This window comes from Polymorphospora sp. NPDC051019, from assembly GCF_040683055.1.
Lineage (GTDB): Bacteria > Actinomycetota > Actinomycetes > Mycobacteriales > Micromonosporaceae > Polymorphospora > Polymorphospora lycopeni.
The window spans coordinates 131,649-146,232 of record NZ_JBFBCH010000016.1 but is presented as its reverse complement, the minus strand read 5'-3'; the positions used below and the strand labels follow the sequence as shown (position 1 = coordinate 146,232).

The 14,584-nt window shown below is 71.7% G+C and carries 10 protein-coding genes; 6 read left to right on the top strand and 4 right to left on the bottom strand.

Features of this window, described 5'->3' with window-relative positions; translation table 11 throughout:
* The first annotated feature begins 173 nt into the window (after nucleotides 1-173).
* The 5 genes from AB0M79_RS25445 (at nucleotide 174) to AB0M79_RS25425 (ending at nucleotide 9,684) form a co-directional block, all read left to right on the top strand.
* A complete protein-coding gene (locus AB0M79_RS25445; RefSeq protein ID WP_364218046.1) occupies nucleotides 174-4,511 on the top strand; it encodes a discoidin domain-containing protein in 4,338 nt (1,445 codons plus the stop codon).
* A gap of 203 nt (nucleotides 4,512-4,714) precedes the next feature.
* Nucleotides 4,715-5,539 carry a hypothetical protein gene (locus tag AB0M79_RS25440; protein ID WP_364218044.1) on the top strand — a complete coding sequence of 275 codons (825 nt, stop codon included), beginning with the start codon at nucleotides 4,715-4,717 and terminating at the stop codon, nucleotides 5,537-5,539.
* 186 nt (nucleotides 5,540-5,725) lie between these two features.
* Nucleotides 5,726-7,114, top strand: a complete 1,389-nt coding sequence (locus AB0M79_RS25435; protein WP_364218042.1) for a hypothetical protein — start codon at nucleotides 5,726-5,728, stop codon at nucleotides 7,112-7,114.
* A gap of 87 nt (nucleotides 7,115-7,201) precedes the next feature.
* Entirely contained in the window at nucleotides 7,202-8,440 is a 1,239-nt protein-coding gene (locus AB0M79_RS25430) for a MoxR family ATPase (protein WP_364218040.1), read from the top strand.
* Complete coding sequence (locus AB0M79_RS25425; RefSeq protein ID WP_364218038.1) at nucleotides 8,437-9,684, top strand: VWA-like domain-containing protein; 1,248 nt, start codon at nucleotides 8,437-8,439, stop codon at nucleotides 9,682-9,684. The genes AB0M79_RS25430 and AB0M79_RS25425 overlap by 4 nt, the downstream gene beginning before the upstream one ends.
* Nucleotides 9,685-9,718: 34 nt before the next feature.
* On the opposite strand, the gene AB0M79_RS25420 is transcribed toward AB0M79_RS25425, so the two are convergent.
* From AB0M79_RS25420 to AB0M79_RS25405, 4 genes are all read right to left on the bottom strand, one after another.
* Nucleotides 9,719-10,684 (bottom strand): GNAT family N-acetyltransferase, encoded by a 966-nt coding sequence (locus tag AB0M79_RS25420; RefSeq protein ID WP_364218036.1) that lies wholly within the window; start codon nucleotides 10,682-10,684, stop codon nucleotides 9,719-9,721.
* Nucleotides 10,685-10,751: 67 nt separating this feature from the next.
* Nucleotides 10,752-11,288, bottom strand: coding sequence for a hypothetical protein (locus tag AB0M79_RS25415; RefSeq protein ID WP_364218034.1), 537 nt, complete (start codon nucleotides 11,286-11,288; stop codon nucleotides 10,752-10,754).
* Nucleotides 11,289-11,376: 88 nt separating this feature from the next.
* A complete protein-coding gene (locus AB0M79_RS25410) occupies nucleotides 11,377-11,697 on the bottom strand; it encodes a hypothetical protein (protein WP_364218032.1) in 321 nt (106 codons plus the stop codon).
* Nucleotides 11,698-11,707: 10 nt separating this feature from the next.
* Nucleotides 11,708-12,118, bottom strand: a complete 411-nt coding sequence (locus AB0M79_RS25405; RefSeq protein WP_364218030.1) for a hypothetical protein — start codon at nucleotides 12,116-12,118, stop codon at nucleotides 11,708-11,710.
* A 121-nt stretch (nucleotides 12,119-12,239) separates the two neighbouring features.
* On the opposite strand from AB0M79_RS25405, the gene AB0M79_RS25400 reads away from it, so the two are divergent.
* A complete protein-coding gene (locus tag AB0M79_RS25400; protein WP_364218028.1) occupies nucleotides 12,240-13,790 on the top strand; it encodes a glycosyltransferase family 39 protein in 1,551 nt (516 codons plus the stop codon).
* Nucleotides 13,791-14,584 lie beyond the last annotated feature (794 nt).

The following is a 14,584-nucleotide window of genomic DNA, read 5'->3' as shown; positions in this document are numbered from 1 at the left end:
CGCCCCCACCCCGGCCCCGGGGGTGCCCACCCAGCACCGCACCCATCCCGCCCGTGAACACCATCCGGTCCCGCTCGCCGTTCGCGGCCCACCCCGGCCCCGCGCCGGCACACCCCCGCGCCCGTGGCCCCCGCGCCACCGGCCGAACCGTCCCGACAGCGAAAAGGACAGTGATGAGACGATCCGCTCTGATCAGGGCGGTGGCGACAGCGGTCGCGGCCGCCGTGATCGCCACCGTGGGAGGCACCGCCGTCGCGCACGCGGCCGGCGGCCCCAACCTCGCGCTCGGCAAGACCACCGCCGTGAGCTCGACCAACGGCCAGAACCCGGCCGGCAACCTCAACGACGGCAACGCCGGCAGCTACTGGGAGAGCACCAACAACGCCTTCCCGCAGTGGGCCCAGATCGACCTCGGCGGCAGCACCGGCGTCGACCAGGTCGTGCTGAAGCTGCCGCCGGGCTGGGGCACCCGCACCCAGACCCTGGCCGTGCAGGGCAGCCAGGACGGGGTCAGCTTCGCCAACATCACCACGCCGCAGGGCCACGTCTTCAACCCGGCCAGCGGCAACACGGTGACCATCGACTTCCCGGCGACCAGCACCCGGTTCGTCCGGGTCCACATCACCGCCAACACCGGCTGGCCGGCCGGGCAACTCGCCGAACTCGAGGTCTACGGCACCACGACCGGCTCGACCACCAACCTCGCCCAGGGCCGCCCCACCACCGAGAGCGGCCACGCCGACGTCTACGCCTCGTCGCGGGCGGTCGACGGCAACCAGAGCACCTACTGGGAGAGCACCAACCACTCCTTCCCCGAGTGGCTGACCGTCGACCTCGGCACCGCCACCGCCGTCGACCGGGTCGTGCTCAAGCTGCCGACCGCCGGCTGGAACACCCGTACCCAGACGCTGAGCGTGCAGGGCAGCACCAACGGGTCGACGTTCACCGACGTGGTCGCCTCCCGTACGTACACCTTCGACCCGGCCGTGGCCGGCAACTCGGTGACCATCACCTTCAACCGGACCACCACCCGCTACGTCCGGATCAACATCACCGCGAACAGCGCCTGGCCGGCCGGGCAGCTCTCCGAGGTCGAGATCTACGGCCCCGGCGGCGGCACCGACACCACCCCGCCGAGCGTGCCGGGCACCCTGTCCTACACCGCCTCCGGTACGACGATCACCCTGAACTGGGGCGCGTCGACCGACAACGCCGGCGGCAGCGGGCTGGCCGGCTACGACATCTACCGCAACGGCGCCCTGGTCCACAGCGTCGGCACCGTCACCACCTGGGCCGACACCCAGCCGGTGGCGGCGACGGTCAGCTACTACGTACGCGCCCGCGACAACGCCGGCAACCGGTCCGGCAACAGCAACACGGTGACCCGTACCGGCACCGACAGCATCCCGCCGACCGTGCCCGGCACCCTGTCGCACAGCACCTCGGGCAACACCATCACGCTGACCTGGGGCGCCTCCACCGACACCGGCGGCAGCGGGCTGGCCGGCTACAACGTCTACCGCGACGGCAACCTGATCGCGACGCTCGGCACCGTGCTGACCCACCAGGACAGCCAGCCGCCGACCGCGACCGTCTCCTACCAGGCCCGGGCCCGTGACGGCGCCGGCAACCTGTCCGCGTTCGGCAACACCACCACCCGCACCGGCACCCAGCCGCCGACCTGCGTCAACGTCGCCCAGGGCAAGACGATGACGGCGAGCGGGTCCACGTTCACCTTCACCCCGGAGAAGGCCAACGACGGCCAGCTCGGCACCTACTGGGAGGGGGCGGCCGGCTCCCCGCAGAACCTGACCGTCGCGCTGGGCGCCAACCACGCCGTCAGCGCGGTCACCGTCAAGCTGAACCCTGACCCGTCCTGGGGCACCCGTACCCAGAACTTCCAGATCCTCGGCCGCGACCAGGGCTCGACCACCTACACCAGCCTGGTGGCGGCGGCGAACTACCAGTTCGTCCAGGGCGTCAACGTCGTACGGGTCCCGGTCACCGCGACCACCGCGGACGTGCAGTTGCGCTTCAACTCCAACACCGGCGCCCCGGCCGGCCAGGTGGCCGAGCTGGAGGTCTGCGGCACCCCGGCCCCGAACCCGGACCTGACCGTCACGAACGTGTCGTGGTCCCCGGCGTCGCCGTCGGAGACGACGAACCTCAGCCTCACCGCCACGGTCAACAACACCGGCGACCGGGTGTCCGGCAACACCCGGCTGGACTTCCTGCTGGGCGGGGTGGTGAAGGCCAGCGCCGACATCGGTCCGATCGCCGCCGGCGGCTCGCTGCCGGTCAGCCGGGTCATCGGCACCCTGGCGCAGGGCTCCTACACGGTCAGCGCCCGGGTCGACCCGGCCAACACCATCGTCGAGCAGAACGAGGGCAACAACACCGCCGCCAACCCGACGCCGCTGGTCGTCGCCCAGGCGCCCGGCCCGGACCTGCAGGTGCTCGGAATCACGTCCAACCCTCCGAACCCGGCGGTCGGCGCTGCGGTCTCGTTCACCGTCGCGGTCAACAACCGGGGCACCACCGGCGCGGCCGCCGGCACGGTCACCCGGCTGACGGTGGGTGGCACCACGCTGAACGGCACCACCCCGGCCGTCGCCGCCGGCGCGACCGTCAACGTGGCGGTCAGCGGCACCTGGACCGCGACCAGCGGCGGGGCGACCATCACCGCGACCGCCGACGCCACCAACACGGTCACCGAGACCAACGAGGGCAACAACACCTTCACCCGGTCGATCGTGGTGGGCCGCGGTGCGGCCGTGCCGTGGGTGTCGTACGAGGCCGAGGACGCCAACTACCAGGGTGTCCTGTTGCAGGCCGACCCGCTGCGTACGTTCGGGCACACCAACTTCGCCACCGAGTCCTCCGGGCGCGAGTCGGTGCGGCTCAACAGCACGGGCCAGTTCGTCGAGTTCACCTCCACCAACCAGGCCAACTCGATCGTGGTCCGCAACTCGATCCCGGACGCCGCGAACGGCGGCGGCATCGAGGCCAGCATCAGCCTCTACATCAACGGCACGTTCAACCGGAAGCTGACCCTGTCGTCACGGCACAGCTGGCTGTACGGCAACACCGACGACCCGGAGGGGCTGACGAACACCCCGCAGGCCGACGCCCGGCGGCTGTTCGACGAGTCGAACGCGCTGCTGGGGCAGTCGTACCCGCCCGGCACCCGGTTCAAGTTGCAGCGCGACGCCGGTGACACCGCCTCCTTCTACATCATCGACTTCGTCGACCTGGAGCAGGTGGCGCCGCCGTCGAGCAAGCCGGCCGAGTGCACGTCGATCACCGAGTACGGCGCGGTGCCCAACGACGGTCTCGACGACACCGCCGCGCTGCAGCGGGCGGTGACCGACGACCAGAACGGTGTCATCAGCTGCGTGTGGATCCCGCCGGGCCAGTGGCGGCAGGAGCAGAAGATCCTGACCGACGACCCGCTGAACCGGGGCACCCACAACCAGGTCGGCATCCGCAACGTCACCATCCGCGGCGCCGGGATGTGGCACTCCCAGCTCTACACGCTGACCGAGCCGCACCTGGTGGTCGGCGGCATCAACCACCCGCACGAGGGCAACTTCGGGTTCGACATCGACGACAACACCCAGATCTCCGACATCGCGATCTTCGGCTCCGGCCGGATTCGGGGCGGGCCGGGTGGTGCCGAGGGCGGCGTCGGCCTGAACGGGCGGTTCGGCAAGAACACCCGGATCAGCAACGTCTGGATCGAGCACGCCAACGTCGGTGCCTGGGTCGGCCGCGACTACAGCAACATCCCCGAGCTGTGGAACCCCGGCGACGGGCTGGAGTTCAGCGGGATGCGGATCCGCAACACCTATGCCGACGGCATCAACTTCTCCAACGGCACCCGCAACTCGCGGGTCTTCAACTCCTCGTTCCGCACCACCGGCGACGACGCCCTGGCGGTCTGGGCCAACCCGTACGTCAAGGACACGTCCGTCGACATCGGACACAGCAACCAGTTCCTCAACAACACCATCCAGCTGCCCTGGCGGGCCAACGGCATCGCCATCTACGGCGGCTACGACAACAAGATCGAGAACAACCTGGTCTACGACACCATGAACTACCCCGGCATCATGCTGGCGACCGACCACAGCCCGCTGCCGTTCTCCGGGCAGACGTTGATCGCCAACAACGGGCTCTACCGCACCGGTGGCGCCTTCTGGAACGAGGACCAGGAGTTCGGGGCGATCACGCTCTTCGCGGCGGGCCTGGACATCCCGGGCGTCACCATCCGGGACACCGACATCCACGACTCCACGTACGACGGCATCCAGTTCAAGACCGGCGGCGGGTCCATTCCGAACGTCGCGATCACGAACGTACGCATCGACAAGTCGAACAACGGGGCCGGCATCCTGGCGATGGGCGGTGCCCGCGGCAGCGCCCGGCTGACGAACGTGACCATCACCGACTCGGCCGACGGCAACATCGTGATCCAGCCGGGATCGGGCTTCACGATCACCGGTAGCTGATCCCAGTTCCGGCGCCGGCCCGCCGGGGTCGGCGCCGGGACCGACCGGCCATGCGCTTCCTCCGGGGGCGCGTGGCCGGTCACGTCGTTTCCCCGGCGCTAGGGATTTCCCGGAAGAGTCCGGGGTGGCACGGCGGCGAGCATGGACACCGGACAGCCCGGGGCGACCAGCCCCGAATCCCACCACAGTCTGGAGTTCGAGCCATGTCGTCGCTTCGCGCCGCCCGCACCGCGATCACCACCACCGTCGCCGTCGCGGCCCTGACCGCCGCCACCGCCGTACCGGCCGCCGCCGGCCCCGTCTTCGACTTCTACTTCGCGAACGGCTACATCGCGGCCAACGAGGTCAGGACGCAGCTGGGGGCGTTGTCCTGGCCCGGCCAGGCCGCCCGCAACTACTATCCGGGCGCCAACGGCAACCCGAACGGGTCCAGCGCCATGGTGTGGGGGACGCCGGGCTCGCCGTCGACGTACACCGCCACGGCCACCTGCGCGCCGATGGTGACCATCTCGCTCAAGCGGGCGTACGGCGCCGACTGGGCCACCAACAGCTTCTTCCAGACCCACTTCGGCAGCACCAGCCCCACCTCGGCGCAGTACCACAACGCGATCAACGCCGGCAACGTCCCGCACGTCAAGAGGGTCGGCAAGCTGACCGACGCGTTCGTCGGCGACATCATCGCCATCAGATACAACGGCGGCTCCGGCGCGGCCACCGGCCACACCGCGTACTTCGCCGGCCGTACCCCGTACGACATGGACAACAACCCGGCCACCATCGAGTGGGCGGTGCGGGTCCTCGACAGCACCAGCGAGCCGCACGGCGTCGCGGGCAGCATCCACCAGGACTTCCGGGACAGCCGTACGGTCGGCGCGGTCGAGTACGACGGCCTCGGCGAGGGGCACATGGTGTTCCGGACCGACAGTGCCGGCACCATCCTGGGGCACTGGTGGGGCGTCAACGAGAGCACCTGGCGCCCGGTGAGCGACCGCCCGGTCACCATCGGCCGGATCACCCGCACGGCGTAGTGCTCTCCGGCAGCGGGGTGGGTACCTGGACCGGGTGCCCACCCCGGTTCGTGGCGCGTCTGCCCGGGGCGGTTCCGGCATTCGGCCGCCCCATGTCTGGCGTGGCGGGTGCGGCGGTTGTACGCTGCCCCCGATGAACACCTCCTCTTTCAGATTGGGGGCCCCGTTCGCACAAGGTGAGTGCTGATGCGCCCATCTACCGCGAACCGGGATTCCCGTCTTCTCGTCTGGCGGCACGTGCGCGAGTTCGCCGTCCCGCCGTCCATGATCAGATCTGCGACCGACCGCCGTGCCGTCGGCGACTGGGCCGGAGCGTGCGCCGCCGCCCGCGTCGATGTCGACCTGAGTCTTCGCTCCGTGGCCCACGCCCACGGGCAGGAACTCGCGGCGCGAATCCGGACCGACCTCCGTCAACTGGCTCCCGACCTGCTGCGCTGGCACATGCCCAGGGTCGCACCGGACGGGCTGCTCCGACCGGGCCTGACCATCTCCCTGACCCGCTACGGCCCGGCCGAGGGCGCGGACGGCGACCCGGTCCACCTGGTGGCCCGGACTCCCCCGGCCTGGGCGGACGCCGGCCAACGGATCAGCCTGACGCTGTGGAACGGGTCCCGGCCCGGAGCCGGCCGGGGTTCGCACCCCGACCGGCGGTTCCGCCTCGACCTGCACCGCCACCTCTGGGACTCGCGCCGGGCGGGTGAACTGCGAACCCGGGCCGGCGCGGACCGGTGTCCCGGCGACCAGAATCTCGGCCTCGAACCGTTCGTGCCGCCAGGCCACGGTTACGCGACGGAGCGGTGGGCGGACGAGGCAGGGCTGCTGCTCCGCGCGGAGGGCCGGACCACCGGCACCGTCGCCGTACGGATCGGCGCCCGGCGCCGGTTGCTCCTCGACCTGACCACCGTCGGGAACACCACCGGCGGGTCGCCGGGACCGGGGATCACGGTGGCGCCCGCCGGGGGCCACGTCCGCGGGCTTCCGGTGCTGCCCGACGCGGCGACCTGGGAGCTACCCGACCTGGCGTTGCTGCGCGCCGGGCTGATCGGGCCCGAACGGCTGCACCCGCTGGTGGCGCAGGCCCTCGTACCGGATCGGCCACCGGCCGACGCCGCGCACGCAGCGGACGGCGACCACGTTCCGCGGCTCGTCGAGTGCCGGGGCGCCCGGCACCGGATCGGCCTCGTCGACGGCGTACTCGTCCCGCTCGACCACGACCCGGCCGAGATCCGCCGTGAGGAACTGCTGGCCGCGCTGACCGGCACCCCACTGCCCTGCCTACAGGCGATCGACGACGCCCACCGGCACCCGGAGTGCCTCGTCGACGTACGGGCCCGCCTGGACCACGGCGACATCGCCGGTGCCCTGGCCGTCGTCGAGGCCGTTCTCGGACCCGACGCGCTGCTACGCCCTGGTGCTCTGCGGGACGAGTTGGAGACCGCGGCGCTCCGGCAGGTCAGGCACGGACTGTTCCGGGCCGGACTCGCCGGACGCATCGGCGCCCTGGCCCGCCGACCCGACCAGCGCCGCCTGCGTCGCAAGTGCCGGACCCATCCACGGCACGCGTTGCCCCGCTGACGCGGCCCGCTCCCCCACCCTTCCGATCTCCACCCCGTCACGGGCGCGACCGCTGCCGCCCCGACTCGAACCCCAAGGTGATCCCACATGCTCAGTTCCATCCCGTCCGTCACCCCGGCGACGCCCCACCACACCGGGCTCGACGTCGCCGCCGACCTGCTTGCCCTCCTGCGCGACACCGCCACCGAGCCGCGTCCCGACATCCAGTTGGAGGCACTGACCCTGGCCGTGGCCGCCGACCTGCCCGTGCTGCTGTGGGGCGAGCCGGGAATCGGCAAGACGGCGGCCCTGAACCAGCTCGCGACGGCCCTCGACCTGCCGCTGACCACGGTGATCGCCAGCGTGCACGAGCCGTCCGATTTCGCCGGCCTGCCCGTGGTCGGCGACGACCCGGCGGTGCAGGGCGTCCCGATGGCCCCGCCGGACTGGGCCGTACGCCTGGTCCGCGCCGGGCGGGGACTCCTCTTCCTCGACGAACTGTCCACCGCGCCGCCGGCCGTCCAGGCCGCCCTGCTCCGCGTCGTACTCGAACGGCGGATCGGTGCCCTGCGGCTGCCGGCCGGTGTCCGGATCGTGGCCGCCGCCAATCCACGGTCGTCCGCGGCCGACGGCTGGGAGCTGAGTGCGCCCCTGGCCAACCGGTTCGTCCACCTGCAGTGGACGTACGAGCACGAGACGGTGGTACGCGGCCTCGGCGGGACCTGGCCCAGGGCGGCACTGCCCCGGCTCGCCCCGCAGCGGCTGCCCGAGGCGGTCGCGTACGCCCGTCGGGCGGTGTGCGGGCTCCTCACCGGCCGCCCCGCGCTGGTGCACCAGATGCCGAACAACGAAGCCCGCCGGGGCGGCCCCTGGCCGTCACCGCGCAGTTGGCAGATGGCGCTGTGCCTGATCGCGTTCGCCACCGCGGCGGGGTCCTCGCGGGAAGTCCTGTCCATGTTGGTCAGAGGGACCGTCGGGGACGGGCCGGGCCTCGAACTGCTCGCCAGCCTGGACCGGATGGACCTTCCCGATCCCGAGACGCTGCTGGCCGCCCCGGCAACGGCCGAGCTGCCCGAACGGGGCGACCTGCGCCAGGCCGTACTCGACGCTGTGGTCGCGGCGGTCCGGGAGCGTCCGGACCGGGCCCGCTGGGACGCGGCGTGGAACCTGCTCGTACGGGCCCTGGAGACCGGGGCCCCGGACCTCGTGGTCGTCCCCGCGACCACGCTCGCCGCGCTGCGGCAGCCGGACTGGGACGTCCCGGCGGCGATCGAGCGCCTCACCGGAGTGGTGTCGCTGAGCCGGCGCGCCGACCGGGTCGCGGCGGCGGTCGGGAGCGGCCGATGACCGCCGCCGTACGGGGTGCACTCGACCTCCAGAAGCTCTACACCGCCCGGCTGCACGCCGCCCGGGTCCGGCCGTACCTGGCGACGGCGCTGTTCGCCCTGCATCCGGTGGAGTCATCGCGGGTGCCGACGATGGCGGTGGACCGGCACTGGCGGTGCTACGTGTCGCCGGCGTTCGTGGACCGGACCCCGGTCGAGGAGTTGGCCGGCGTGTGGGTGCACGAGGTCTCGCACCTGCTGCGTGACCACCACGGTCGCGGCGACCGGATCGCGTCGCAGCAGGGCCTGACCGGCCGGGGTGAACGGCTGCGGATGAACATCGCCGCCGACTGCGAGATCAACGACGACGTGTACGGCGACGGACTCGCCCGGCCCGAAGGCGCCGTCGACCCGGCTCTCCTGAGGCTGCCCGAGGGGAAGCTGATGGAGGAGTACCTGACCATGTTCCGGCTCGGACCACACACCCAGGGCCTGGTCTGGCTGGACTGTGGCAGTGGCGCCGACGGGCTGGAACGGGAATGGGACCTCGGGGCGGACGGCGCGTACGGGCTCAGCGACCAGGAACGGGACGCGGTCCGGTTCCGGGTCGCGCAGGGCCTCACGGGACAACCGGGTGACGCCCCGAAAGGGTGGCGACGCTGGGCGGAAGAGGCGTTCCACCCGCCGCAGCCGTGGCGGGACCTGCTGGGGGCGGCGGTCCGCTCGGCCGCCTCCAGCGCCGGTGCGGGCGAGGACTACACGTACGGCCGGCCGTCGCGACGGTCCACCAGCCTGCCCGGCATCGTCCTGCCGAGCCTGCGGCGCAGGCCACCCCGGGTCTCGGTGGTCGTCGACACGTCCGGGTCGGTCAGTGACTCCGAACTCGGCAGCGCGCTGCTCGAGGTCGCCGCGATCGCCCGCGCACTGGGCGGTCGACGCGACCTGGTCACCGTGCTGTCGTGCGATGCCGCGGCCCACCTGGTACGCCCGGTGTGCCGCGCCGAGAACATCCCGCTGGTCGGTGGCGGCGGCACCGACCTGCGTACCGGCTTCGCCAGGGCGCTGCGGGCGACGCCCCGGCCGGACGTCATCGTGGCGCTGACCGACGGGCAGACCCCCTGGCCGGACCGACAGCCGCCGTGCCGGACCGTGGTGGGCCTGTTTCCCCGGCACAGAGCCGCGTGGGACGAGGAGGATCCCGACTACGTACCGGACACGCCGCCGAACTGGGCCCGGGTCGTCACCATCGGCCCCCAGCCGCGCTGAACCCGTCGCCGGCCCCGGTGGTCGGGCGGCGGGTTCAGTAGCCGATCGTGCGGTGCAGCCGGAGGAACGTCTCGGTGAAGCCGAGCCTCGGCCAGGTACGCGAGGACAGCAGGTTGGTCACCCGCCAGTCGGTGACCACGCTGTCGAATCCACTGTCGACGGCCCAGTCGATGACAGCCGCACCGAGCGCCCGGCCGGCGCCGGCCCCACGGGCGTGCGGATACACCGCGGCGTACGCGAGGAACCCGGCGTTGTCCGGGAGGGCCAGGCTCAGGTGGCTGCTCGACTTCTCCAACGCGCACCCGATCGCGGAGCCGATCACCTTGCCGTCGCGTTCGGCGACGAACGTGGCGTACTCCGCGTTGTCGATGTCGTCCTCCCAGTCGGCGAGGCTCTCCTCGACCGTCCCGACCCGGCCGGCCGAGAACGTCGGGGCCAGGCCGTGGTGCAGTGGCAGTTCGAGGTCGAGCCGGGCCAGCTCCGGGATGTCGGCCCGGACGGCCCGACGCACCGACACCCCGCCGGCCGAGGGCTCCGCCACCTTCTCCGGCGGTCGGATGGCGTGCGCGTGCTGCTGGCCGAAGCCCAGCCGGAACCAGGCACCGACCAGGTCCTCGTCATGGGACGGCACGATCACGAAGTGCGCCGTACGGCCCTCGTCGACCCAGCGGGTCGCGGCGACACCGTACAGGTCACGCATCACCTCGGCGTCGGTGACCGCCTGCCCGGCCGCCTCGACCCAGATGTTCGGCCCCCACACCGGCGACGTCTTCGGGGCGCCGAGCAGAAATCCGACCGGTACGCCGGCGCGGAACGCGACCGCACCGGACGCGCTCTCGGTCTCGAATGCAGCGGTCAACTCGGCGACGGCGGCGTCGACGTCTTCGAAGCGGGGGGACAGCAGCGGCTGCGCAACGCGGTGGCGGCGGTGCCGCTCGGCCAGCAACACGCCGCAGGCGGCCAGGTCGGCGGCCTCGAGCGGGCGAACCTCTAGGGACATGGCGGGCACGGTATACACGCGCGGCCCGGTCGGCACTCGTTTTTCGCTCGAGCTCGGCCCGGCGTCCTCACTCGGGCAGGAAGCCGGCCGACCAGGTCTCGAACCGCTCGCCGTACTCGTTCCGGGCGGTGGCGACGACCGCGTCCGGGTCGTCCGCCGGGGTCAACCGGAAGTGCTCGTCCAGCCAGGCGACGTAGTCCGCGTGGCCGGAACGGTGCTCGTGGTCGTCGCCGCGGTAGAAGTAGGCGTCGTCCCAGCCGACCGTGATCTCGCAGTCGAAGCCGACAAGCCGGAACAACTCCCGCAGGTCGCGGGCGACGACGTGCTGGCCGCCCTCGTCACCGAAGACGACGACCGGCAGGCCCGCCAGGTCGGCCCGGTCGTCGACCCGCCACAGGGCGTAGAACGATCCGCCGTCGGTGGCCCGCGCGAACGGGACCAGCCGATCGAGGAAGTCGGGATCGGCCGACCAGCCGGCCTCCAGCCCGGACGTGTCGTCGTACTCGAAAAGGCCAAACCCGTCGGCGTACTGCCCGAACCCGATCCGGTCCTGGAACGCCTTGAGCAGGTTGAGTTCGGGAACCGGTGAGTAGTCGGCGGCCACGGGTCCTCCACAAGATCGACTGTACGGCCGAGCGTACCGGTGTCTCCGCGCCGGACGACCGTCATGGGTGACCGGCGAGTGCCCAACGTCAGCCGGCCGAGTTCCGCTTCCGCCCCTTGCCCCAGTTTCGGGCCTTGTCCCAGGACATCAGGGCGTCGTGGGTCACCAGGGATATGCCCAGGCAGATACTCCCGATCGCGATGGCCATGGAGATCAGTGCCACGGCACCGGTGGTGTGTGCCGCAACCTGCACCAGGGTGAGCCCCAGTCCGTTGAGCAGGCACAAGACAGCAAAGCCCCGACTCGCCCCCGGGAATGGTGGCGCCGCACCGGTCACGAGGGCCAGGAGACCTGCCCCGACAAAGCAGCCTCCCAGAAACAACCCGAACGCCGTCAGGAGAGCGGACACACCTGAATCTTCACATGCGATACTGAAACGTCCTGTCCCGTACCTGCCGCCCGATCCCGACCCACCGGCGACGGCCGGGGCCGACGTCCATCGATCCCGTCGTTCCCGCTCCGGCTCCGCCCGGAGTTTTTCCTCGCGGCGCCGTCCCTCCCCGGTGAGCCCGACCCGCACGTGGTTCCTCGATCAGTGGCGCACCTGCCAGCGGGTGATCGTTCGGGACAGGTTCCATGGTCAACCAGCCGTTCCTGGCCGTTTCGGCCGCGAAGTCGGCGAGCATTCCCAGCCCCGCTTCGCTCATCTCGGGCTCCGGCAGCACCTTGGCGTGGGTATCCGGCTCGCCCGCATCGGCGAGGACGAGCCGGGTCAGGTCGTAGCCCGGAAACCGGCCGGGCATCCCCGGCGGCAACGTCCGGAACACCACCCGGTGTTCCGGCGTATCCGTGGGTACCTGACTGTACGGCTCTCGACCGGGACCGATCCGTGACTGACGACAGGACGTTTTTGGGGCAGCGGCCGAGAAGGCTGGCAGCCATCATGGGAACATGGCCGAATCAGTCGCCGACCTGGCTCGCCCATCCCGTGAGGAGCCCGGACCGGCCAGCGCCCCACCCGCTCCCGGTCCACGGGCCTACGGTCCCTGGCTGGTCGCCGGCGGGGTGATCGTCACGCTCCTGGTCCTCTCCAACCGCTACGGCTACCACCGCGACGAGCTCTACTTCCTGATCGCCGGCCGAAACCTCGACTGGGGCTACGTCGACCAGGGCCCACTCGTGCCGGCCCTGGCCCGGCTCGTCGATGCCGTGGCGCCCGGCAACCTGGTGGCGCTGCGTACCCCGTCGGCGTTCATTGCCGGCGGGTGCGTTCTGCTCGTGGCCGCGCTCGCCCGCGAGTTCGGAGCGGGACGGGGCGCGCAGACCTTCGCGGCGTTCCTCGCCGGCAGTTCCGGCCTGGTGCTGGCCAGCGGCCACCTGCTCAGCACCACCACCGTCGACATGCTCGTCTGGCTGGCCGCGGCGCTGTGCACGGCCCGGCTACTGCGCACCGGCGACACCCGCTGGGCGCTCGGCATCGGGCTCGTGCTCGGCGCCGGCATGCTCAACAAGCTGCTGCCCGCGCTGCTGGGCGTCGGCCTGCTCGCGGGGGTGGCGATCGCCGGGCCCCGCCGGCTACTGCGCGACCGGTGGGTGCTCGCCGGCTTCGGCGTCGCCCTGCTGCTCGCCGCGCCCAGTCTGGTCTGGCAGGCCACGCACGGTTTCCCGCAGTTGTCCGTGGCCGCATCCATCTCCGGCGGCGACAGCTCCTACAGTGGGCGGCTCGACGCACTGGCCCTGCAGTTCGTCATCATCAGCCCCTACGCCGTGCCCATCTGGATCGCCGGCCTGGTGGCGCTGCTGCGACGCCCCCAGTGGCGGGCCTACCGGGCGCTGGCCTGGGCCTGGCTGGTGGTCGTCGCCGTGGTGCTGCTCGCCGGCGGCAAGGGCTACTACGACGCCCCACTGCTACTGGTGCTCACCGCCGCCGGCGCTATAGTCACCGCCGCCTGGGCCACCCGCCGCGCCAGCGTGCTGCGTCGGACGCTGCTGGTGGCCGGTGCGCTGCTGTTCGTCGCCCCGAACGGCGTGCTGCTGCTGCCCACCCTGCCCGCCGACCGTCTGCCCGGCTTCGTGGTCGACGTGAACTACGACGCCGGCGAGACGATCGGCTGGCCCGCGTTCGCCGACTCCCTCGCCGCCGTGCACCAGGCACTCCCCGCCGAGCAGCGACAGCGCGCGGTGATCCTCACCGCCAACTACGGCGAGGCCGGCGCCGTCGCCCGCTACGGTCCGGCGCGGGGCCTGCCACCGGCGTACTCCGGACACAACAGCATGGCCGACTTCGGCCGCCCTCCGGCCGACGCCGACGTGGTGATCGCCGTCGGCTGGAACCGTCCCGACCAGTTACAACAGTGGTTCACCACCGTCAACCTGGCCGGCCGTGTCGACCAGCGGGTCGAGGTCGACAACGACGAGAACGGTGGCCCGATCTGGCTCTGCGTCGGGCTGCGCCGGCCATGGGCCGACATCTGGCAGGCCGAGGTACGCCACGCCGGCTGATCGCCGGCAATAGCTCGTCACGATCGACTCAACGAGTCAAACCGGGCCGCGGGAGTCCATATGTCGGCGACCAATCCCCCAGGTCACATCCCCGGAGACCGTGAACCAACCCGGGCCACTGATCGGACCCACTCTATTCTTCCGCCTGGGTAAGGCCGAGGGCCGACAGCGCGTCGGCTACCGCCGTCCGATGCCCGGCCCCCACTCTGGTGGGCAGTGTCGGCGCACCATCAGTGACAGCGACCGGGTGTGCCGTCAGCGGACGGTGCCGGAGTAGGCGACGGCCAATTCACCTTCGCCCTGCCCCCGAGCGAGATCGAGGCGGGCGGTCGGAGAACGGACGGCCGGTTCGGGCAGAGCGCGGACCAACTGTGGCAGCCTCATCCGGCCCACGTTCGCCCCTAGCCGGGCAACGAGCCGCGCGCTGGCCTGTCCGCCAGAGCCAGCGCGATCGCCTCCAGTACCCGCCGGGCCAGCGTCACGCCGTCCGGGCGCTTCGCGTAGATCCTGAGCAGCACGTCGTTCGAGGCTCAGGGCAGGAGATCGGGGATGGGCTCCCGGCTCGGGAACCGGAGGTCCCACCGCCTTCCAACCGACAGACAGCCGGTGGACCAGTGTGGTCAGAGGCACTCTGCGGGAACCCGGCGCCTTCGCCGCCCCGGACTCCGCCGTCGAACTACGCGGCTACCCCGCCCCCATCCACCCCGACGGGACGCCATCTGGCGCGCCAAGTGCCACCGGCTGCCGTTCTTCCTCGAGTACGACGAACTGCTCCGCAAACTCGCCGGCTACCA